Origin of the sequence: Bordetella pseudohinzii (genome assembly GCF_000657795.2) — a bacterium.
Lineage (GTDB): Bacteria > Pseudomonadota > Gammaproteobacteria > Burkholderiales > Burkholderiaceae_B > Bordetella > Bordetella pseudohinzii.
In genome coordinates this window covers 92,360-110,883 of sequence record NZ_JHEP02000007.1, presented here as the reverse complement: position 1 = coordinate 110,883, position 18,524 = coordinate 92,360, and the positions used below count along the sequence as shown (strand labels likewise).

Below are 18,524 nucleotides of genomic sequence, written 5' to 3'. Positions count from 1 at the left end.
CCTGTCCTGTTTCACGCGCGGCGGCCGGCCCACGGGCCGCCGCGCCTTGCAGTGAGCCTTTATGTTTGCATTCATTCTTCGACGGCTATTGCAGGCCGCCGCGGTGATGGTCGCCGTTGCCTTGCTGGCTTTCGTGCTGTTCCAGTACGTGGGCGATCCCGTCACCATCATGCTGGGCCAGGATGCCACAGATGCCGAGCGCACCGAGCTGCGGCACAAGCTGGGCCTGGACGATCCCGCGCCCGTGCAGTTCGCCCGCTTCATCGGCAATGCGGTCCAGGGCGATTTCGGCATTTCGCTGCGCCAGAGCGAGCCGGTCTCCAGCCTGATCAAAAGCCGCCTGCCCGCCACGCTTGAGCTCTCCCTGATCGCCGCCTGTCTGGCCCTGGTGGTCGGCCTGCCCCTGGGTGTCTACACCGCCTTGCGCCGCAAGGGTTTCCTGGCGCAGATGGTGCTGGCCGGATCCCTCCTCGGCGTGTCCCTGCCCACCTTTCTCATCGGCATCCTGCTCATCCTGGTGTTCTCCGTGCACCTGGGCTGGCTGCCCAGCTATGGCCGCGGCGACACGGTCAGCCTGGGCTGGTGGAGCACCGGGCTCTTGACGGCCACCGGCTGGAAGCATCTCATCCTGCCCTCGATCACGCTGTCGCTGTTCCAGATGACCCTGGTGCTGCGCCTGGTGCGCTCCGAGATGCTGGAAGTGCTGCGCGCCGACTACATCAAGTTCGCGCGCGCCCGGGGCCTGAAGCGCCGCGCGATTCACTTCGGCCATGCGCTGAAGAACACCATGGTGCCGGTCATCACCATCACCGGCCTGCAGCTGGGCGGCATCATCGCCTTCGCCATCGTCACCGAGACGGTGTTCCAGTGGCCGGGCATGGGGCTGCTCTTCATCCAGGCCGTGCAGTTCGCCGATATCCCCGTGATGGCGGCCTATCTCTGCCTGATCGCCCTGATCTTCGTGATCATCAACCTGGCGGTCGATCTGTTGTATTTCGTGGTGGATCCGCGCCTGCGCACCGGACAGTCGCGCCAAGGAGGAGGCCACTGATGACAGCCATGCTCAAACGTTGGTGGGACAGCGACCTGTGCTGGTCCTGGCGCCATACGCCGGTGGCCATCGTCGCCAGCATCCTGCTGGCGCTCATGCTGGTGGGCGCCTTCGGGGCCGGCTGGGTGGCGCCGCATAATCCTTTCGACCTGACCTCGGTGGAGCTGCTCGACGCCCTGCTGCCGCCCGCATGGGAGAGCAACGGGCTGGCCAAGTATCTGCTGGGCACCGACAGCCAGGGGCGCGACCTGTATTCGGCCATCCTCTACGGCACGCGGGTGTCGCTGCTGATCGGCCTGGCCTCGGTCGCCCTGTCCATGCTGATCGGCGTGGTGCTCGGGCTGGTCTCCGGCTATGCCGGCGGCCGGATCGACGCGCTCATCATGCGCGTGGCCGATGTGCAGCTGTCCTTCCCCGCCATCCTGATCGCCCTGTTGATCGATGGCGTGGCCCGCGCGGTGGTGCCGCGCGAGATGCACGAGGTCATCGCCTTCCCGGTGCTGGTGGGCGCCATCGCGCTGGCCGGCTGGCCGCAATATGCGCGCACCGTGCGCGGCTCCACCCTGGTCGAGAAAAACCGCGAGTATGTGCAGGCGGCCCGCGTGATCGGCGTGGCCTCGCCGGTCATCATGTTCCGCCATGTGCTGCCCAACGTCACCGGCCCCGTGCTGGTGCTGGCGACGGTGCATCTGGCCACGGCCATCATCACCGAAGCCACGCTGTCCTTCCTGGGCGTGGGCGTGCCGCCCACGGCGCCCTCGCTGGGCACCCTGATCCGTATCGGCAACGATTTCCTGTTTTCCGGCGAATGGTGGATCACCATCTTCCCCGGCGCCGCGCTGGTGTTGCTGGTGCTGTCGGTCAACCTGGTGGGCGACTGGCTGCGCGACGCGCTCAACCCGCGGCTGAATTGAGGCAACCATGAGCGCATTGCTGCAAGTGAATCATCTCTCGGTGGAATTCCCCACCCGCCGGGGCGTCCTCAAGGCCCTGGACGATGTGTCCTTCTCCATCGCGCCGGGCGAAGTGCTCGGCGTGGTCGGCGAGTCCGGCGCGGGCAAGTCCCTGACCGGCGCGGCCATCATCGGTCTGCTTGAACCGCCCGGCCGTATCAGCGGCGGCGAGATCCTGCTGCAGGGCCGGCGCATCGACACGCTGCCCGAAGAGCAGATGCGGCGTGTGCGGGGCCGCGAAATCGGCGCGGTCTTCCAGGACCCGCTGACTTCCCTCAACCCGCTCTATACCGTGGGCCGCCAGCTGGTCGAGACCATCCTCACCCACCTGCCGCTTTCGGCCAGGCAGGCGCGCGAGCGCGCCATCGAATTGCTGGCCTCCACCGGCATCCCGGCCGCCCGCGAGCGCATCGACCACTATCCGCATCAGTTCTCGGGCGGCATGCGCCAGCGCGTGGTGATCGCGCTGGCCCTGGCGGCCGAGCCCAAGCTGGTGGTGGCCGATGAGCCGACGACCGCGCTGGATGTCTCCATCCAGGCCCAGATCATCGAGCTGCTGAAAAAACTCTGCCGCGAACAGGGCGCGGCCGTCATGCTGATCACCCACGATATGGGCGTGATCGCCGAGACCGCCGACCGCGTGGCCGTCATGTATGCCGGGCGGTTGGCCGAGATCGGCCCGGTGGCCGATGTCATCCATCGTCCCCGCCATCCCTACACCACGGGGCTGATGGGCTCCATCCCCACGCTGGACGGCGGCGCCGAGCGCCTGGTCCAGATCGACGGCAGCATGCCGCGCCTGAACGCCATTCCTCCGGGTTGCGCGTTCAATCCGCGCTGCGGGCGGCGCATGGCGCGCTGCGGCCAGGAGCGCCCCGAATTGATGCCGGCCGGCGCGTCCCGCGCGGCCTGTTGGCTGCTGGAGCAGGAGGTGGCGGCATGAGCGGCGCACTCGTGAAAGTCAATGACGCGGCGCGCTGGTTCGACGTCTCGCCGCCCTGGCTGGAGCGCGCGCTGGCGCGCAAGCCCCGTGTCATGCTGCGGGCTGTCGATGGCGTGTCCTTCGAGATCGCGCGGGGCGAGACGCTGGCGCTGGTGGGCGAGTCGGGCTGCGGCAAGTCCACCGTGGCGCGCATGCTGGTGGGCCTGTACGGCCTGACCCGCGGCAGCATCACCTTCGACGGCCAGCCGCTGTCGCGGATGGAGGGCAGGGCGGGCCGGGCGCTGCGCAGCCGGCTGCAGATGATCTTCCAGGACCCCTATGCCAGCTTGAACCCGCGCTGGCGCGTGGGGCGCATCATCGCCGAGCCCATGCTCACCCACACCCGCATGACGCCGGCCGAACGCGGACAGCGCGTGGCCGAGCTGCTGGCCCAGGTCGGCCTGGATCCCGCCGACCAGAACCGCTATCCGCATCAGTTCTCGGGCGGGCAACGCCAGCGTATCTCCATCGCGCGGGCCCTGGCGGTGCGGCCGGAATTCCTGGTGTGCGACGAGCCCACCTCGGCCCTGGACGTGTCGGTCCAGGCCCAGGTGCTCAATCTGATGAAGGACCTGCAGCGGGAGCTGGGCCTGACGTATCTCTTCATTTCGCACAACCTGGCCGTGGTCCATCACGTGGCCGACCGGGTCGGCGTCATGTACCTGGGCCGTATCGTCGAGGTGGCGGGGCGCGATGCGCTGTTCCAGCGGCCCCGGCATCCCTACACCCGCATGCTGCTGGAGGCCATCCCCGACCTCAATGGCACGGGCAAGCCGCGCACGGCCGTCGCCGGCGAGGTGCCCAACCCGCTGAATCCGCCCTCGGGTTGCGCCTTCCATCCGCGTTGTCCGCAAGCCAATGCGCGCTGCAAGCGCGAAGCGCCGCTGGCCTTGCCGGCCGGCGATGGGGTGTCGGTGGCCTGCCACGCCGTGCAGGAGGGCAGGCTGGACTGAGGCAGGCCCCGGGGCCTGTCAGTGTCGGTGGCCGCGATGCCCGTGGTCGTGATGATCCTCGTGGCCGCCGCCGTCGTCCTCGTCCTCGTCTTCGTCTTCATCCTCGTCGTCGTCCAGCACGTCTTCGGCGTTTTCATTGAGATCGAAGGGCAGGACGTCTGACAGCACGTCCGACCAGGCGCATTCCTCGCCTTCCTGGTCGATCTTGATGAAGCGTTCGCCCTCGGCCAGCGAGATCTGGATGGCCCAGAGATAGAGGCAGTCATAGGCCTGGGTGGCGGTATCGGGCAGGCCGCCGCGGCCGCCCAGGATGCGGGCGCCCGCGCCGCCCATCTGCATATGGGGCCGCTCGTCCTCATCCGCGTCGCTCTCGTCCAGCGCCACGCCGAAAGCCACCCACTCCGTGCCTTCTTCGCCTTCGGCGACTTCGGCCAGCACCGGCTGGCCCAGATAAGCGCTCAGGGCGTCGGCCGTCTTGGCCAGCATCTCGAGTTCGGGTTCGCTGAAACGGGCGAGCGCGGCGGGCGGTTTGGCGGAAGCGGACATAGGAAACCTGGAAGTCGGATTGCGAAAACCCTATTGTCGCGCTTTCCCGCGACGGCGGCAGGGGCGGAAGCGGCGCCGGGGGAGGCACGCGCTAATATCCTGGGGTTTCCCCCAATCCGAAGTCGCTATGCCCCCCGCCTCTGCCCGCTACATGGCCTTTCCCGCGCTGGCCGCGCTTATCTGGTCCGTCAATATGGTGGTGACCAAGATGGCCGCCAGCGTGATTTCGCCCGCGGCCATCGGTTTTTACCGCTGGTTGATTGCGCTGGCGTTACTGGCGCCCTTTGCCTTGCCGGGCGTGCTGCGGCAATGGGGGCAGATCCGGCCCCTATTGTGGCGCCTGGCGGCGCTGGGCGCCCTGGGCATGGCGGTTTTCCAGGGGCTGTCCTATGTCGCGGCGGCCACGACCACGGCCACCAATATGGGCATCATCACCTCCACCGTGCCGCTGATGACCATCGCCGTCGGTTCGCTGCTGCTGCGCGAGCGGCCAACGATCATGGCCGTGCTGGGGGCGCTGGTGGCGCTTTTCGGGCTGGGGATCCTGATGGGCGAGGGCGATCCGTCCCGCCTGCTGGCCATCGGCGGCAGCCTGGGCGACGGCCTGATGGCGCTGGCCTCGCTGTCCTACGCCCTGTATGGCGTGCTGCTGCGCAGATGGCGGCTGCCCATTGGCGTCTGGCAATCGCTGTTCATGCAGGCGGCCTTCGTGGTCCTGTTTCAACTGCCCTTTTTCTGGCTGGCCGCGCCCTCGCCGCTGAACGCGCAGAATCTGCCCCTGGTGCTCTACGCGGCGATTTTTCCATCGCTTTTCGCGCCCTTTTTGTGGATGCAGGGCGTGCGCCACCTGGGCCCCAACCGCGCCAGTATTTTCCTGAACCTCATGCCGGTGGCGACGGTGGCCATCGCCGCCTTGACACTGGGCGAGCATCCGCATGCCTATCACGTCGTCGGCGGCCTGCTGGCCCTGGCCGGGGTCAGCCTGGCGCAGCTGCGTCCGGGCCGGCCGCGCGCGGCCGCGGCGTCCTAGCGCGGCAAGCCGCCCTGCCCGGCGCCGGGCAGGGCGCGGCCTGGCGGCTTATTGCTTGACTTGGGTCAGCGCGTCCCGCAGGGCGACCTTCGGATTCTCCTGGCAATAGGTGAGCAAGGTCGGCGTGAGTTTGGCGATGCCTTCGACATCGAGCACCTCGCTTTCGGGTTTGCCGCCGCGCCCAAGCGCTTCGGCAAAGCCCAGGGCGATCGGGCGGTAGGATTCGTCGAGCCCGACATAATCGCTGCACAGCCACAAGGGCAGGGCCTTCTTGGCGCCTGCCGCGGGGGCTTGCATGGACGCCTCCTTGGCATATGCGCTGGTGCTGGCGGCGCAAGCCATGGCCAGGACAATGACGGCTTTTCTCATTGCGGATTTCCTTTTGATGGTCAAGCTCCGGAGAGAGGGCAGCCGGCAGGCGCGGAGCGGTCGCCGGCGGGCTACTGAAATGTGGTGTCACATCTCCGGATCATCATCGGCGCTGCGCCGGCCGGCGCGGCCGCGGGCCCGGTATTCCCGGACAAGCGGCAGGGCGGCATCTCGCTGTTGCCGTGGCGGTTGGGATTTCCCGCATGCTTGGCGGAAATTGCTGATTGGCGATCACTGCCGCCTGGGTCGCTGGCAGGGTGTAGGCTAGGCACGGCGTTGATGATAGGTCCGTCCAGGCCGCTCTCGCCGGGCGGCTTCTTCGTACTCGGCTTCCTCTGAGGAAAACCATGTCGACATCTGCATCGAATCCCCCAAGGCCCGCGGCAAAGAAACTGACGATAGGCACGCTGGCGATCATGAATATCGTGGCCGTGGTCAGTCTGCGCGGTCTGCCGGCCGAGGCCGAATACGGCCTGAGCGCGATCTTCTATTACGTGTTTGCCGCCCTGGCTTTCCTGGTGCCGGTCTCGCTGGTCGCCGCGGAGCTGGCGACGGGCTGGCCCGAGAAGGGCGGCGTGTTTCGCTGGGTCGGCGAGGCATTCGGCCCGAAGGCGGCCTTCCTGGCCATGTTCATGCTCTGGATACAGGTCACCGTGTGGTTTCCCACGGCATTGACGTTCGCGGCGGTGTCGCTGGCCTTTGTCGGGCCGGATCAGCGCTGGGACGAGGCGCTATCGGCCAACAAGGAGTTCGTGCTCATAGTCGTGCTGGCGGTTTACTGGCTGGCGACCTTCATCGCCTTCAAGGGGGTGGACGCTTTTGCCCGCGTGGCCAAGTGGGGCGGCATCATCGGCACCATCATCCCCGCCGTCATCCTGATCGTGCTGGGCTTCGCCTACCTCTTTGCCGGGGGCAGGCCGCAGATCTCCATGGCATGGGACACGCTGGTGCCCGACTTCAGCCACTTCGGCAACATCGTCCTGGCGGCCAGCATTTTCTTGTTCTATGCGGGCATGGAAATGAACGCCATCCATGTGCAGGAGATCGACAATCCCGCGCGCAACTATCCGGTCGCCATCATGCTGGCCGCGCTGGGCACGGTGCTGATCTTCGTGCTGGGTACGCTGGCGATCGCCATCGTCGTGCCCCAGCAGGGCATCAGCCTGACGCAAGGCCTGTTGGTGGCCTATGGCGACATGCTGCGCTGGGCGGGCCTGGCCTGGCTGGGGCCGCTGCTTGCCATCGCGCTGGCCGTCGGCGTGCTGGCTGGCGTGGTGACCTGGGTGGCCGGTCCGTCCACCGGCCTGCTGTCGGTGGCCAAGGCCGGCTATCTGCCGCGCTGGTGGCAGCATCAGAATCCGCACGGCATGGCCACGCACATCCTGCTGGTCCAGGCCGGCATCGTCTCCCTGCTGGCGATCCTGTTCGTGGTGCTGCCTTCGGTGCAGGCGGCCTATCAGATCATGAGCCAGCTCACCGTCATCCTCTATCTCATCATGTATTTGTTGATGTTCGCCGCGGCCATCCGTCTGCGCTACAGCCAGCCCGCGCGGCCGCGGCCCTACCGCATTCCGGGCGGCAAGGCGGGCATGTGGCTGCTGGGCGGCGTGGGTTTTCTGGCGGCCTTGCTGGCTTTCCTGTTCAGCTTCATCCCGCCGGCCCAGATCGCCGTCGGCAGCCCCGTGGCCTATGTCGGCATCCTGGTCGCGCTGGCGGTGTTTTTCGTGATCTGCCCCTTTGTGATCTACGCGCTCAAAAAAGACGGCTGGCGCAGCCCCGACAGCGATTTCGCGCCCTTCAGCTGGGAACCGGCGGCGGGCGGCGATAAGGGGAAAGGCGCTTGAACGGGCCCGGGGGCGTCTCGCCCCCGGGCAGGACGGTTACGGCCTACAATCCAGGGTTCATCCGCATTATTCTGACTCGAGCCCATGGCCCAATACGTCTACACCATGAATCGCGTCGGCAAGATCGTGCCGCCCAAGCGGCAGATCCTGCGCGACATTTCCCTGTCTTTTTTCCCCGGCGCCAAGATTGGCGTGCTGGGCCTGAACGGTTCGGGCAAGTCGACGCTGCTCAAGATCATGGCCGGCGTGGACAAGGAGATTGAAGGCGAAGCCATCCCCATGCCGGGCCTGAATATCGGCTACCTGCCGCAGGAACCGCAGCTCAACCCCGAGCACACCGTGCGCCAATCCGTGGAAGAGGGCCTGGGCGCCGTGTTCAACGCCAAGAAGCGTCTGGACGAGGTGTATGCGGCCTATGCCGAGCCGGACGCCGATTTCGATGCGCTGGCCGCCGAACAAGCCGAGCTGGAAGCCATCATCGCCGCCGCCGCTTCCAGCGGCGCCGACGATATCGATCACCAGATGGAAATCGCCGCCGATGCGCTGCGCCTGCCGCCCTGGGACGCCACGGTGGGGAATCTGTCGGGCGGCGAAAAGCGCCGCGTGGCGCTGTGCCGCCTGCTGCTGTCCAAGCCCGACATGCTGCTGCTGGACGAGCCGACCAACCACCTGGATGCCGAAAGCGTCGAGTGGCTGGAGCAGTTCCTGCATAAATTCCCGGGCACGGTCGTGGCCGTGACCCACGACCGCTACTTCCTGGACAACGCGGCCGAGTGGATTCTCGAACTCGACCGCGGCCACGGCATTCCCTGGAAGGGCAATTACAGCTCCTGGCTCGAACAGAAAGAGGCGCGCCTCAAACAGGAAGAGGCCAGCGAATCGGCCCGCCAGAAGACCATCAAGAAAGAACTGGAATGGGTGCGCCAGAACCCCAAGGGCCGCCAGGCCAAGGCCAAGGCGCGTATCGCCCGCTTCGAGGAACTGTCTTCCTACGAATACCAGAAGCGCAACGAAACCCAGGAAATCTTCATCCCGGTGGGCGACCGCCTGGGCAATGAAGTCATCGAGTTCGACCATGTCAGCAAGGCCTATGGCGACCGTCTGCTGATCGATGACCTCAGCTTCAAGGTGCCGCCGGGCGCCATCGTCGGCATCATCGGCCCCAACGGCGCCGGTAAGTCGACGCTGTTCCGCATGATCGCCGGACGCGAGCAGCCGGATTCGGGCGAGGTCAAGATGGGCCAGACGGTCAAGCTGGCCTATGTGGACCAGTCGCGCGATTCGCTGGACGCGGACAAATCGGTCTTCGATGCCGTGGCCGACGGCGCCGACCTGCTGACGGTGGGCAAGTTCGAAATGCCCTCGCGCGCCTATCTGGGCCGCTTCAATTTCAAGGGCGGCGACCAGAACAAGATCGTCGGCCAGCTCTCGGGCGGCGAACGCGGCCGCCTGCACCTGGCCAAGACGCTGATCGCCGGCGGCAACGTGCTGCTGCTGGACGAACCGTCCAACGATCTCGACGTCGAAACCCTGCGCGCGCTCGAAGACGCCTTGCTGGAATTCCCCGGCAGCGTGATGGTCATCAGCCACGACCGCTGGTTCCTGGACCGTATCGCCACGCACATCCTCGCCTTCGAAGGCGAGTCGCAGGTCGTCTTCTTTGACGGCAACTACCAGGAGTACGAGGCCGACAAGAAGCGCCGCCTGGGCGAGGAGGGCGCCAAGCCCAAGCGCCTGCGCTACAAGGCCCTCAAGTAAACCCGCCCGAACGGAAGGCCGCGAGGCCTTCCGTCCTCCGGAGATCCGCCATGCTGCTGCGCGCTGACCATTCCATTGTGCTTGTGATCGACATGCAGGAGCGCCTCATGCCGGTGATAGATCGCGGCGAGCAGGTGCTGGCCACGGCCGATAAGCTGGCGCGCGCGGCGCGCCTGCTCGATGTGCCCGTGGTGGCCACCGAGCACCACAGCCGCATGCTGGGCGCCACCGTGGCGCCCTTGCGCGAGCAGGTGCAGGCGACTTTCCAGAAGATGCATTTCTCGGCCATGCGCGAGCCGGGGTTTGAGGCCTGGCTGCCGCCGGCGCGCAAAACGGTGCTGGTGACGGGCTGCGAGGCGCATATCTGCGTGCTGCAGACCGTGCTGGGCCTGCGCGAACAGGGCTGGCATGCCGTGCTGGTGGCCGATGCCGCCGGCTCGCGCAAGCCGTCCGACCACCATGCGGCGCTGCGTCGCGCGCGCGCCGCCGGCGCGGACATCGTCACCAGCGAAATGGCGATTTTCGAGTGGATGGAGACCTGCGAACATCCGCGTTTCCGCGACGTGTTACGTTTGGTCAAGTAAAGGCGCTGGCAAGCAACATCTCGCCCGAGGTGTAAGGGTTTTCCAATCCCTTGACACAAAAATTGGGCAAACCTCACAGCATATGGCGACGATTTTTGTCATCCTGGGCATGTAGACCCAGGAAGGGACGCGCATGTCGCGCGTGGCAAGGAAGACCTGCTGCTGGTGCGCGGTCCCAGGCACGACAACAGGAGAACTATCATGAAGGTAAAGACGATTTCTAAGATGTGCCTGGCGGTGCTATTGGCCGCCTCGATGGCGGGCTGCTCCTCCTGGGACAGCATGAGCCGTCGCCAGAAGAGCACGGTCGGCGGCGCGGCCCTGGGCGGCGTGGCCGGCGCCGTGATCACCAATGGCGGCATCCTCGGCACGGTCGGCGGCGCGGCCATCGGCGGCGTGATCGGCGACCAGATCGGCAAGTAAACCGCCAGCCGTAAAACAAAAGCCCTGCGCAAGCAGGGCTTTTTGCTTTTGTGGCCGGACGCGGCCGGCCTTTGTGGGATCAGGCCGACGCCTGCGTTTCGCTCTGCGGCATTTCGATCTTGACTTCGAGCACTTCCAGGGTGTCCTGGCGCTCAAGGTTGACCTTGATATCGTCGGGATTGATCTTGACGTACTTGGAAATCACGGCAACCAGCTCCTGCTGCAATTGCGGCAGGTAATCGGGGGAGTCGCCCCGGCCCGAGCGCTCATGCGCCAGGATGATCTGGAGCCGTTCTTTGGCGACGCTGGCCGAGGACTTCTTTTGGCCGAGCAGAAACGACAGGAAGGACATTGCTTACTTTCCTCCGAACAGGCGCTTCAGGAAGCCGGGCTTTTCGTATTCGGTAAAGCGCAGCGAGCGTTCTTCGCCCAGATAACGGGCCACCACGTCCTTATAGGCCTCGGAGACATCGCTGTCCTTGAGGTGGATGGCGGGCAGGCCCTGGTTGGACGCCTGCAGCACCGCTTCCGACTCGGGCACGACGCCGATCATCTTGATGCGCAGAATGTCTTCGATATCGCCCAGCGACAGCATTTCGCCGTCGATGACGCGCTTGGGGTTGTAGCGGGTGAGCAGCAGGTATTCCTTGACCGGCTCGTCGCCTTCGACGGCGCGGCGCGATTTGGCGGCCAGGATGCCGAGGATGCGGTCGGAGTCGCGCACCGAGGACACCTCGGGGTTGGTGACCACCAGGGCGTCGTCGGCGAAATAGGCGGCCAGGAGCGCGCCGGTCTCGATGCCGGCCGGCGAGTCGCAGACGATGTAGTCGAAGCCCATCTCTTTGAGGTCTTCGATCACCTTGCCCACGCCCTCCTGCGTCAGCGCGTCCTTGTCGCGCGTCTGCGAGGCCGGCAGGATGAAGAGATTGTCCAGCTGCTTGTCTTTGATGAGGGCTTGCTTGAGGCTTGCCTCGCCTTGAATCACGTTGACGAAGTCGTATACGACGCGGCGCTCGCAGCCCATGATGAGGTCGAGATTGCGCAGGCCGACGTCGAAGTCGATGACCGCGGTCTTGAAGCCGCGCATGGCGAGGCCCGAGGAGAAGCTGGCGCTGGTGGTGGTCTTGCCCACCCCGCCTTTGCCGGAAGTCACCACAACAATACGTGTCATGACGATCAAACCCTTATGTTCGTATAAATCGCGTTATCGTAAAGCAAAAAGCCCTTAATGGCTTCTTACAACTGTATGGCCGCCGCGCCTCGCGTCAGCCTTTTAGCGCTTCGATGTGCAGCGTGTCGCCGTTGAGCCGGACCAGCGCTGGTTGATTATGCAGATTGCGGTCCAGGCGGTCTTCCACCACGCGGTAGACGCCCGCCACGGCGAGCAGTTCGGCGTCCAGGTGCGTGGTGAAAATGCGCGCCGAGGTATCGCCCCGCGCGCCGGCCATGGCCTTGCCGCGCAAGGGGCCGTACACATGGATATTGCCGTCGGCGATGACCTCCGCGCCCTGGCTCACCATGCCGATCACCACCAGGTCGGTGTGGCGCGCGTAGACGCGCTGCCCTGAACGCAACGGCTTGGTGATGACCAGCGCGGTCGACGATTGCGGCGCGGCCGCCGTGTGGTTGGCCGCCTCGGTGGTCTCGCGCGCGGCCCGGGTGGGCACGGCCTCGGCATCGCCGTTGGACTTGGTGCGCTCCTTGGCCGCCGGGCTGGCCTCGGGGGCCGCCGGCACGGGCGTGGACACATGATTGGGCGGAGCGGGGTCAACCACCTGGGGCGCGCGCGGTGCGGTGGCCGAGAGCTCCACCGGCGTCAGACCGGCGTCGCGCGCGGCCTGCAGGTTGGCGCCTTCGGCCACCACCCCGATGGGCGGCAGGTTGTGGGAGACCAGCGCGTCGACCAGGGCCGGCCAATCCATCGCTTCGTCGAGACGGCTGGCGTCGATCACCACGGGCTCGTTCTCGAAAAAGCTGCCGGCGTCGGCCATGCGTCTGGCCAGGGCCTGCCGCAATTGTTCGAGATCGGCGCTATGCAGCACCACGCGGATGGCATAGAGCGTGGCGCTTTTGAAATCCAGGGCGAGGGGTTCGGTGTTCATCAGGGCTTTCTTGCGGTCGGTCCGGGCTCGGGCGCGGACCGGTCGGGAATGTCGGGCATGATAACCCGGCTGACCCGCTTCGGTCGCCTCCGAAATGGGGTTTGCCGCGCCTTTGTGACCTCCGGCGTCCGGATGCGACAACGCCCCCAGGGCGGGGGCGTTGTCCGGACCGGCGGCAGGGGCTCAGGCGCCCCAGGAGTCCTTGAGCGTGACGATGCGGTTGAGCACCGGCGCCTCGGGCCGCGAGTCCTGGCTATCGACCGTGAAATAGCCCAGGCGCTCGAACTGCCAGGTCGCGCCCGGCTCGATCCGGGTGCCCGGCTCCAGCCAGGCGCGCACGGTCTGGATGGAGTTGGGATTCAGGCAGGTCAGGAAGTCCTTGTCGCCGCCGTCCGGGTGCGGATCGGCGAAGAGGCGGTCATACAGGCGCACTTCGGCGGGGACCGCGTGCGCGGCGCTCACCCAGGTGATGTTGCCCTTGACCTTGACGCTGTCGGCGCCCGGCGTGCCGCTCTTGGTGTCGGGCAGGTACTCGGCCTGGACTTCGGTCACATTGCCGGCTTCGTCTTTGGTGTAGCCCGTGCAGCGCACCACATAGCCGTATTTCAGGCGCACCTGGTTGCCGGGGAAGAGGCGGAAATACTTCTTCGGCGGCTCTTCGCGGAAGTCGTCGCGCTCGATCCAGAGCTCGCGCGAGAAGGGGAACTCGCGATGGCCGGCGGCGGGGTCGTGCGGATTGCTCGGCGCCGTGCAGGTCTCGGTCTGCCCTTCGGGATAGTTGGTGATGACCAGCTTGATCGGGTCGAGCACGGCCACCGAGCGGGGCGTGCCCGGGTCCAGGTCGTCGCGCACCGCCTGCTCCAGCAGGCTGTAGTCGATGCGCGAATCGGATTTGGAGACGGCCGTGCGGTCGCAGAACAGGCGGATGGCGGAGGCGGTATAGCCGCGGCGGCGCATGCCGAACAGCGTGGGCATGCGGGGGTCGTCCCAGCCGTCCACATAGCCTTCGCGCACCAGCTGCAGCAGCTTGCGCTTGCTGGTGACGATATAGGTGAGGTTCAGGCGCGCGAACTCGTACTGGTGGGGCAGGGGCCGGGCCAGCTTGCCCAGTTCGGCCAGGCGCGCCAGGATCCAGTCGTAGAAGGGGCGCTGGTCTTCGAACTCCAGCGTGCAGATGCTGTGCGTGATGCCTTCGAGCGCATCCTCGACCGGGTGCGCCCAGCTGTACATCGGGTAGATGCACCACTTGTTGCCGGTGCGGTGATGGGTGGCGTGGCGCACGCGGTACATCACCGGGTCGCGCAGATTGATATTGGGCGAGGCCATGTCGATCTTGGCGCGCAGCACCAGGCTGCCGTCCGGATGCAGGCCATCGCGCATCTCGCGCAGCCGGGTCAGGGATTCGGCCGCCGGACGGTCGCGGAAGGGCGAGTTGGCGCCGGGCTCGGTCAGCGTGCCGCGCTGGGCGCGGATCTCGTCGGCGCTTTGTTCGTCGACAAAAGCATGGCCGGCCTCGACCAGCGCTTCGGCGAACTCATACATGAACTCGAAGTAGTCGCTGGCAAAGAACAGGTTGTCATTGCCGTCCGCCGTCCAGTCGAAACCCAGCCAATGGACCGCCTCGATGATGGCGTCGACGTATTCCTGGTCTTCTTTCTCGGGGTTGGTGTCGTCAAAGCGCAGATGGCAGACGCCGCCGAACTCCTTGGCCAGGCCGAAATTGACGCAGATGCTCTTGGCGTGGCCGATGTGCAGGTAGCCGTTGGGCTCGGGCGGAAAGCGGGTGCGGATGCGCGCGGGGTCGGGCGCGCCCGCCGCCTGCACGGAAGCCGGGCCGGGCTTGCCGGCCCACCGCTTACCCTGGAAGCGGTTGGCCGCCAGGTCTTCTTCGATGATGTTGCGCAGGTAATTGCTGGCTGCGTGAGGCGTGGGGGTTTGGGTCATTCTGGGGCGAAGTCGAAAAATGCGGCCACAAAAGACCCATTTTGCCACGATCGGGAGAGACTTCCGTTGCAAACCCGACCCCCACGCCCAGGAAACTGGCTCTACACTACCGCCCATCATGAATATCGCCCCTCTCCAGCTGGCCCGGACCCAGTTCACGGCAAGCCTGAGCTTCCTGGCCTTGTTCCTGGCGTTTTCCATGGCGCTGGCCTGGATATTGCTGTTTTTCAAGCTGCGCGCCCGCGGCACCCAGGCCGGGTGGGTCGCCGCCTACCGGTTCTGGGTGCGCATTTTCGCGCTGTCCTTCGTGCTCGCGCTGGCCAGCGCCATGCCGGTGCTCGTGCAGCTGGCCAGCCTGTGGCCCGGGCTGATGGACAAGATCGGCAATGTGGCCGGGCCCCTGGTCGGTTTCGGCGTGCTGTCCGTCTTTGTCCTCAAATCCTGCTTCCTGGGCGTGATGCTCTTTGGGCAGCGCCGGGTTTCCGACCTGGCCCATACCCTGGCGGTGCTGATGGTGGCCATCGGCCAGGTCGTCGCCGTCGGCTGGGTCGTTTCGCTGCAATCCTGGCTGCAGACACCGGACGGCGCGGCCATCATCGACGGGCGCTACCAGATCTATGACTGGGTAAGCGTGATTTTCAACCCCTCTTTCGGCTGGCGCATGGGCCTGACGGTCCTGGGCGCCCTCCTGGCCGCGGCCTTTCTCATCCTGGGGGTGACCGCCCTGCAGGCGCTCAGGCGCCCCCTGGACGACGGCGAGCGCCACGCCTACAAGACCGCCTTGGTGCTGGCCCTGGCCGCCAGCCTGCTGCAGGCGCCGGCCGCCTGGGGCCTGGGCGAGGTGACGGCCCGCCTGCAGCCGGCCAAGGCGGCCGCGCTGGCGGGGTATTGGCATAGCGGGACGACGCCCTCGGTGGTCATCCTCGGCCTGCCCGATCCGGCCTCGCAGCGCAATCTCGGCGCCTGGACCTGGCATGATGCTGGCGGCCGCTGGCTGGCCCGGGACACCGACGCGGGCTATATCGGCCTGGACAAGTATTCGGGGATGCAGCCGCCGGTGGCCTTCGTCTTTCTGTCGCTGCGCGCCATGTGGCTGCTGGGCGGCCTGATGTTCATCGCCGCGGTGCTGTCTTTCTGCCTGAGCTGCCGGCGCGGCTACGACCCGGCGGCCATGCCTCGCTGGTGGCTGCGCACGCTCACCGCGATGATGTTCAGCGGCGGCCTGTCGGTCGTGCTGGGCATCTGGGTCGCCCAGGTGGGGCTGCAGCCTTATATCGTCAACCGCACGATCACCCAGTCCGAAGTGCTCGGCGCCGTGCCGGCCTCGACCCTGTGGTGGGGGCTGGCCGGCTACGGCGCGCTCTATGCCTTGCTGTTGAGCGCCTTCATCGGCATGTTGTTCCACGCCGCGCGCTATGGCGTCGTGCCCGTGCGCAAGATCGGAGGCTCGTCATGATCGCCACCCTGGCCGCTTCGCTGGGCCTGAGCCCCGAAGATCCGACCTTCTGGATGCCCATGGTCTTCATGGGCCTGCTGCTGCTGCTCATTGCCGCGGGCATCGTGCTCGACGGTTTTGATATCGGCGTGGGCATCCTGCTGCAATTCGCGCCGGCCGAGGAGCGCGGCCGCATGATGGGGCTTCTGAGTCCGTGGCGCGATGCCAATGAATTCTGGCCCCTGCTGGGCATAGGGCTGTTCGGCTCGGCCTTTCCCTTTGCCTGGGGCATCATCCTGGGCAAGCTCTACGGCCCCCTGGTCGTCATGACCTTGGGCATCGTCCTGCGCAGCGTGGCCTTCGAGTTCCGCATCCGCGCCCGCACCGAGCACAAGCCGGCCTGGATCGTCGGTTTCTGGGTGGGTTCGCTCTTGGCCGCCATCGGCCAGGGCATGGTGCTGGGGCGGATCGCCACCGATTACCAGAGCGATGCCGGCTATGGCTGGTTCTCTCTGTTCGTGGGGCTGTGCGCCGTGGCCGCCTATGCGCTGCTGGGGGCCTGCTGGCTGGTCATGCGCATCGACGGCGAGCTGCAGCGCCGCGCCGCCTCATGGGCGCGCCACGGCATACGCTGGACGGCGGCCGGCATGGTGGCCATCGCCGTGACGCTGGGGCTGGCCAACGCCGGCATCTTCTACAAATGGAGCAATGCCGCCCACCTGGGCGCGGCGGCGGGCGTCTGGGCCGTGATGCTGCTGGGTTTTGTGGCGGCCGAGATGCTGCTGACGCGCCTGCCGGGCAAGGCCGACCGCTTCGCCTGGCTGCCCTTCGTGCTGTGCGTGGCGCTCTACCTGCTGATGCTGGCCGGCCTGGCCTACAGCTTCTTTCCCTATCTCATCCTGGACGACATGACGATCTGGGACGGCAGCGGGGCGCTGGGCTCGATGCGACTGGTGCTGGCCGGCGTGGTCATCGGCGTGCCGGTGGTGCTGGTCTTCAATATCCTGGCCTATCGCTCGGTCTTTGGCCGGGAGCGCCGTCCCGCGGCCTTGCTCCCGCCGCCGGGCTGAACGCCCGGCCGCTTCAGGCGCGCGGCAGGCGTATCCTGACCAGCAGGCCGCCGCCGCTATCGGCGTCCAGTTCGAGCGAGCCGCCATGCGCGCGCGCGATGGCGTCGGCCAGGGCCAGGCCCAGGCCGACATTGCCGGTGCGGGTGCGGGCGTCGTCCAGCCGGGCGAAAGGCCGCAGGGCCTCGGCGCGCCGCTGGGGCGCGATACCGCTGCCGTGATCGGCCACTTCGATGATGGCGTGGCCCGCGTCGCCGCGCAGCCGCACCTCGATGGGCGGCGCGCCATGGTGCAGGGCGTTGCCGATCAGGTTGTCCAGCAGCCGGCCCAGGGCCACGGCGTCGCCCTGGATGCTCAGGCCGTCGTCGTCGGCGGCGGCCAGCGAAATCGCCGTGCCCGCGCCTTTCCAGCTCTGCACCCGTTCGCTGATCCATTCGTTCAGGTTCAGCGGGGCATAGCGGTAGGCCGCCGGGTCGGTGCCGCGCACGAAACCGATGAACTGGTCCACCATGTGCTGCATGTCCTGCAGGTCCTTGCGCAGCCCTTCCTTGAGCGCGGAGTCGTCGGCCAGCTCGATGCGCAGCCACATGCGCGACAGCGGGCCCTTCAGGTCATGAGGCAGGCCCGAGAGCAGGGTGCGGCGCACGGAGTCGGATTCGGCCAGGGCGTCGAGCATGGCATTGAAGCGCTCGCCCAGCACGCGGGTTTCGTGCGGCCCGGAGGGTTCCACGCGCTGCGGCTGGCCGGCGGCCAGCCGGTCGGCGGCATCGGCCAGCCGCGTCAACGGCCGCGTGATGTGCCAGGAGAATCCGGCCGCAAGCAAGAGCACCAGCCCCAATCCGCCCAGCCAGAAGACGATCATGGGCGTGGCCACGGGCGGATCCAGCCGGTCCAGCGGGATGACCAGCCATTCGCGCAGGGCGGGGACATCCTCGCTGGCGGTATTGGGCGCCAGCGAGATGAAGATTTCCGGGCGCGGGCCGCGCGACAGGGCTACGCGGGTGCCGTCGTTCAGGCGCAGGTTGAGTTCCTGGACCAGGCGGCGCAGGTCGCGGCGCACGTCGTCGCTGGGCGGCGCCGGCGGACGGCGGCGGCCTTCAGCCTCATCGAAGCGCCGGTGCGGGCCGGGGCTGCTGTCAGGCGGCGGCATGCCGCTGGGTCCCATGCGCTCGGGCGGCGGATGATTCAGGCGCTGCAGCCGGGCCTCGGCCGGCAGGCCGCGCGCCCACCAGCGCCATTGATTCTGCGAGGCGACGCGCACGAACTCCGCCCGGTCTTCGCTGGGCACTTGCGCCAGCGCGGCGCGCAGCGTGCGGATGGTGGTGGCGATATAGCCGATCGCCACGTCCTCGATGAATTTATGCCGGTAATAGGAGACGGTGGCCAAGGTGGCCGCCTGGGCCAGCAGCACCGCGCCCAGCACGAGCAGGATAAGCCTGGCGCGCAGCGAGCGCGGCAGGGCCAGGGACAGCGGGATTTTCAT

18 protein-coding genes are annotated in these 18,524 nt (G+C 67.0%); 11 read left to right on the top strand and 7 right to left on the bottom strand.

Annotated features, from left to right (window positions below):
* Positions 1-61: 61 nt before the first annotated feature.
* Genes L540_RS11005 through L540_RS10990 form a run of 4 tightly spaced genes read left to right on the top strand, consistent with a single transcriptional unit; the run spans position 62 to position 3,939 of the window.
* The gene (locus tag L540_RS11005; protein WP_043213313.1) at positions 62-1,051 is read left to right on the top strand and encodes an ABC transporter permease; all 990 of its coding nucleotides are present in this window, start codon (positions 62-64) and stop codon (positions 1,049-1,051) included.
* Positions 1,051-1,965 (top strand): ABC transporter permease, encoded by a 915-nt coding sequence (locus L540_RS11000; protein ID WP_043213314.1) that lies wholly within the window; start codon positions 1,051-1,053, stop codon positions 1,963-1,965. Before L540_RS11005 ends, L540_RS11000 begins: the two co-directional genes overlap by 1 nt.
* Positions 1,966-1,972: 7 nt before the next feature.
* Complete coding sequence (locus tag L540_RS10995; protein ID WP_043213315.1) at positions 1,973-2,947, top strand: ABC transporter ATP-binding protein; 975 nt, start codon at positions 1,973-1,975, stop codon at positions 2,945-2,947.
* Complete coding sequence (locus L540_RS10990; RefSeq protein ID WP_043213318.1) at positions 2,944-3,939, top strand: ABC transporter ATP-binding protein; 996 nt, start codon at positions 2,944-2,946, stop codon at positions 3,937-3,939. The genes L540_RS10995 and L540_RS10990 overlap by 4 nt, the downstream gene beginning before the upstream one ends.
* Positions 3,940-3,957: 18 nt before the next feature.
* On the opposite strand, the gene L540_RS10985 is transcribed toward L540_RS10990, so the two are convergent.
* Complete coding sequence (locus L540_RS10985) at positions 3,958-4,485, bottom strand: hypothetical protein (RefSeq protein ID WP_043213321.1); 528 nt, start codon at positions 4,483-4,485, stop codon at positions 3,958-3,960.
* A 151-nt stretch (positions 4,486-4,636) separates the two neighbouring features.
* On the opposite strand from L540_RS10985, the gene L540_RS10980 reads away from it, so the two are divergent.
* Complete coding sequence (locus tag L540_RS10980; protein WP_043213738.1) at positions 4,637-5,515, top strand: DMT family transporter; 879 nt, start codon at positions 4,637-4,639, stop codon at positions 5,513-5,515.
* 48 nt (positions 5,516-5,563) lie between these two features.
* Here L540_RS10980 and hdeA read toward each other — a convergent pair whose 3' ends face one another.
* Entirely contained in the window at positions 5,564-5,884 is a 321-nt protein-coding gene (gene hdeA / locus L540_RS10975; protein ID WP_043213323.1) for an acid-activated periplasmic chaperone HdeA, read from the bottom strand.
* A 347-nt stretch (positions 5,885-6,231) separates the two neighbouring features.
* Between hdeA and gadC the strand changes: the two genes are divergently transcribed.
* From gadC to L540_RS10955, 4 genes are all read left to right on the top strand, one after another.
* Positions 6,232-7,728, top strand: coding sequence for a putative glutamine/gamma-aminobutyrate antiporter GadC (gadC, locus tag L540_RS10970; RefSeq protein WP_048026280.1), 1,497 nt, complete (start codon positions 6,232-6,234; stop codon positions 7,726-7,728).
* Positions 7,729-7,812: 84 nt separating this feature from the next.
* On the top strand, positions 7,813-9,486 hold the full coding sequence (gene ettA / locus L540_RS10965) for an energy-dependent translational throttle protein EttA (protein WP_043213324.1): 1,674 nt from the start codon (positions 7,813-7,815) through the stop codon (positions 9,484-9,486).
* Between the two features lie 50 nt (positions 9,487-9,536).
* The gene (locus L540_RS10960) at positions 9,537-10,070 is read left to right on the top strand and encodes an isochorismatase family protein (RefSeq protein ID WP_043213327.1); all 534 of its coding nucleotides are present in this window, start codon (positions 9,537-9,539) and stop codon (positions 10,068-10,070) included.
* Positions 10,071-10,271: 201 nt separating this feature from the next.
* The gene (locus L540_RS10955) at positions 10,272-10,493 is read left to right on the top strand and encodes a glycine zipper 2TM domain-containing protein (RefSeq protein WP_043213330.1); all 222 of its coding nucleotides are present in this window, start codon (positions 10,272-10,274) and stop codon (positions 10,491-10,493) included.
* A gap of 79 nt (positions 10,494-10,572) precedes the next feature.
* Here the strand turns inward: L540_RS10955 and minE are convergent, their stop codons facing one another.
* The 4 genes from minE to L540_RS10935 form a co-directional block, all read right to left on the bottom strand.
* Positions 10,573-10,845, bottom strand: coding sequence for a cell division topological specificity factor MinE (gene minE, locus L540_RS10950; protein ID WP_029578944.1), 273 nt, complete (start codon positions 10,843-10,845; stop codon positions 10,573-10,575).
* Positions 10,846-10,848: 3 nt separating this feature from the next.
* Entirely contained in the window at positions 10,849-11,664 is an 816-nt protein-coding gene (gene minD, locus L540_RS10945; protein ID WP_043213744.1) for a septum site-determining protein MinD, read from the bottom strand.
* A gap of 94 nt (positions 11,665-11,758) precedes the next feature.
* A complete protein-coding gene (gene minC / locus L540_RS10940; RefSeq protein ID WP_043213332.1) occupies positions 11,759-12,595 on the bottom strand; it encodes a septum site-determining protein MinC in 837 nt (278 codons plus the stop codon).
* Between the two features lie 183 nt (positions 12,596-12,778).
* A complete protein-coding gene (locus tag L540_RS10935) occupies positions 12,779-14,539 on the bottom strand; it encodes a glutamine--tRNA ligase/YqeY domain fusion protein (protein ID WP_043213334.1) in 1,761 nt (586 codons plus the stop codon).
* 118 nt (positions 14,540-14,657) lie between these two features.
* Here L540_RS10935 and L540_RS10930 point away from each other — a divergent pair, with 118 nt between their 5' ends.
* A complete protein-coding gene (locus tag L540_RS10930; protein WP_043213336.1) occupies positions 14,658-15,995 on the top strand; it encodes a cytochrome ubiquinol oxidase subunit I in 1,338 nt (445 codons plus the stop codon).
* The gene (locus L540_RS10925) at positions 15,992-17,044 is read left to right on the top strand and encodes a cytochrome d ubiquinol oxidase subunit II (RefSeq protein WP_043213338.1); all 1,053 of its coding nucleotides are present in this window, start codon (positions 15,992-15,994) and stop codon (positions 17,042-17,044) included. The genes L540_RS10930 and L540_RS10925 overlap by 4 nt, the downstream gene beginning before the upstream one ends.
* 13 nt (positions 17,045-17,057) lie before the next feature.
* Here the strand turns inward: L540_RS10925 and risK are convergent, their stop codons facing one another.
* Complete coding sequence (gene risK, locus L540_RS10920; protein WP_043213341.1) at positions 17,058-18,524, bottom strand: sensor histidine kinase RisK; 1,467 nt, start codon at positions 18,522-18,524, stop codon at positions 17,058-17,060.

Bases quoted from the DNA above. Each gene is read 5' to 3' on its own strand.
- L540_RS11000 (WP_043213314.1), top strand. From the start codon at position 1,051: ATGACAGCCATGCTCAAACGTTGGTGGGACAGCGACCTGTGCTGGTCC.
- L540_RS11005 (WP_043213313.1), top strand. From the start codon at position 62: ATGTTTGCATTCATTCTTCGACGGCTATTGCAGGCCGCCGCGGTGATG.
- L540_RS10955 (WP_043213330.1), top strand. From the start codon at position 10,272: ATGAAGGTAAAGACGATTTCTAAGATGTGCCTGGCGGTGCTATTGGCC.
- L540_RS10935 (WP_043213334.1), bottom strand. From the start codon at position 14,539: ATGACCCAAACCCCCACGCCTCACGCAGCCAGCAATTACCTGCGCAAC.
- L540_RS10995 (WP_043213315.1), top strand. From the start codon at position 1,973: ATGAGCGCATTGCTGCAAGTGAATCATCTCTCGGTGGAATTCCCCACC.
- minC (WP_043213332.1), bottom strand. From the start codon at position 12,595: ATGAACACCGAACCCCTCGCCCTGGATTTCAAAAGCGCCACGCTCTAT.
- minE (WP_029578944.1), bottom strand. From the start codon at position 10,845: ATGTCCTTCCTGTCGTTTCTGCTCGGCCAAAAGAAGTCCTCGGCCAGC.
- hdeA (WP_043213323.1), bottom strand. From the start codon at position 5,884: ATGAGAAAAGCCGTCATTGTCCTGGCCATGGCTTGCGCCGCCAGCACC.
- risK (WP_043213341.1), bottom strand. From the start codon at position 18,524: ATGAAAATCCCGCTGTCCCTGGCCCTGCCGCGCTCGCTGCGCGCCAGG.
- L540_RS10990 (WP_043213318.1), top strand. From the start codon at position 2,944: ATGAGCGGCGCACTCGTGAAAGTCAATGACGCGGCGCGCTGGTTCGAC.
- L540_RS10960 (WP_043213327.1), top strand. From the start codon at position 9,537: ATGCTGCTGCGCGCTGACCATTCCATTGTGCTTGTGATCGACATGCAG.
- L540_RS10930 (WP_043213336.1), top strand. From the start codon at position 14,658: ATGAATATCGCCCCTCTCCAGCTGGCCCGGACCCAGTTCACGGCAAGC.
- L540_RS10980 (WP_043213738.1), top strand. From the start codon at position 4,637: ATGGCCTTTCCCGCGCTGGCCGCGCTTATCTGGTCCGTCAATATGGTG.
- minD (WP_043213744.1), bottom strand. From the start codon at position 11,664: ATGACACGTATTGTTGTGGTGACTTCCGGCAAAGGCGGGGTGGGCAAG.
- gadC (WP_048026280.1), top strand. From the start codon at position 6,232: ATGTCGACATCTGCATCGAATCCCCCAAGGCCCGCGGCAAAGAAACTG.
- L540_RS10985 (WP_043213321.1), bottom strand. From the start codon at position 4,485: ATGTCCGCTTCCGCCAAACCGCCCGCCGCGCTCGCCCGTTTCAGCGAA.
- ettA (WP_043213324.1), top strand. From the start codon at position 7,813: ATGGCCCAATACGTCTACACCATGAATCGCGTCGGCAAGATCGTGCCG.
- L540_RS10925 (WP_043213338.1), top strand. From the start codon at position 15,992: ATGATCGCCACCCTGGCCGCTTCGCTGGGCCTGAGCCCCGAAGATCCG.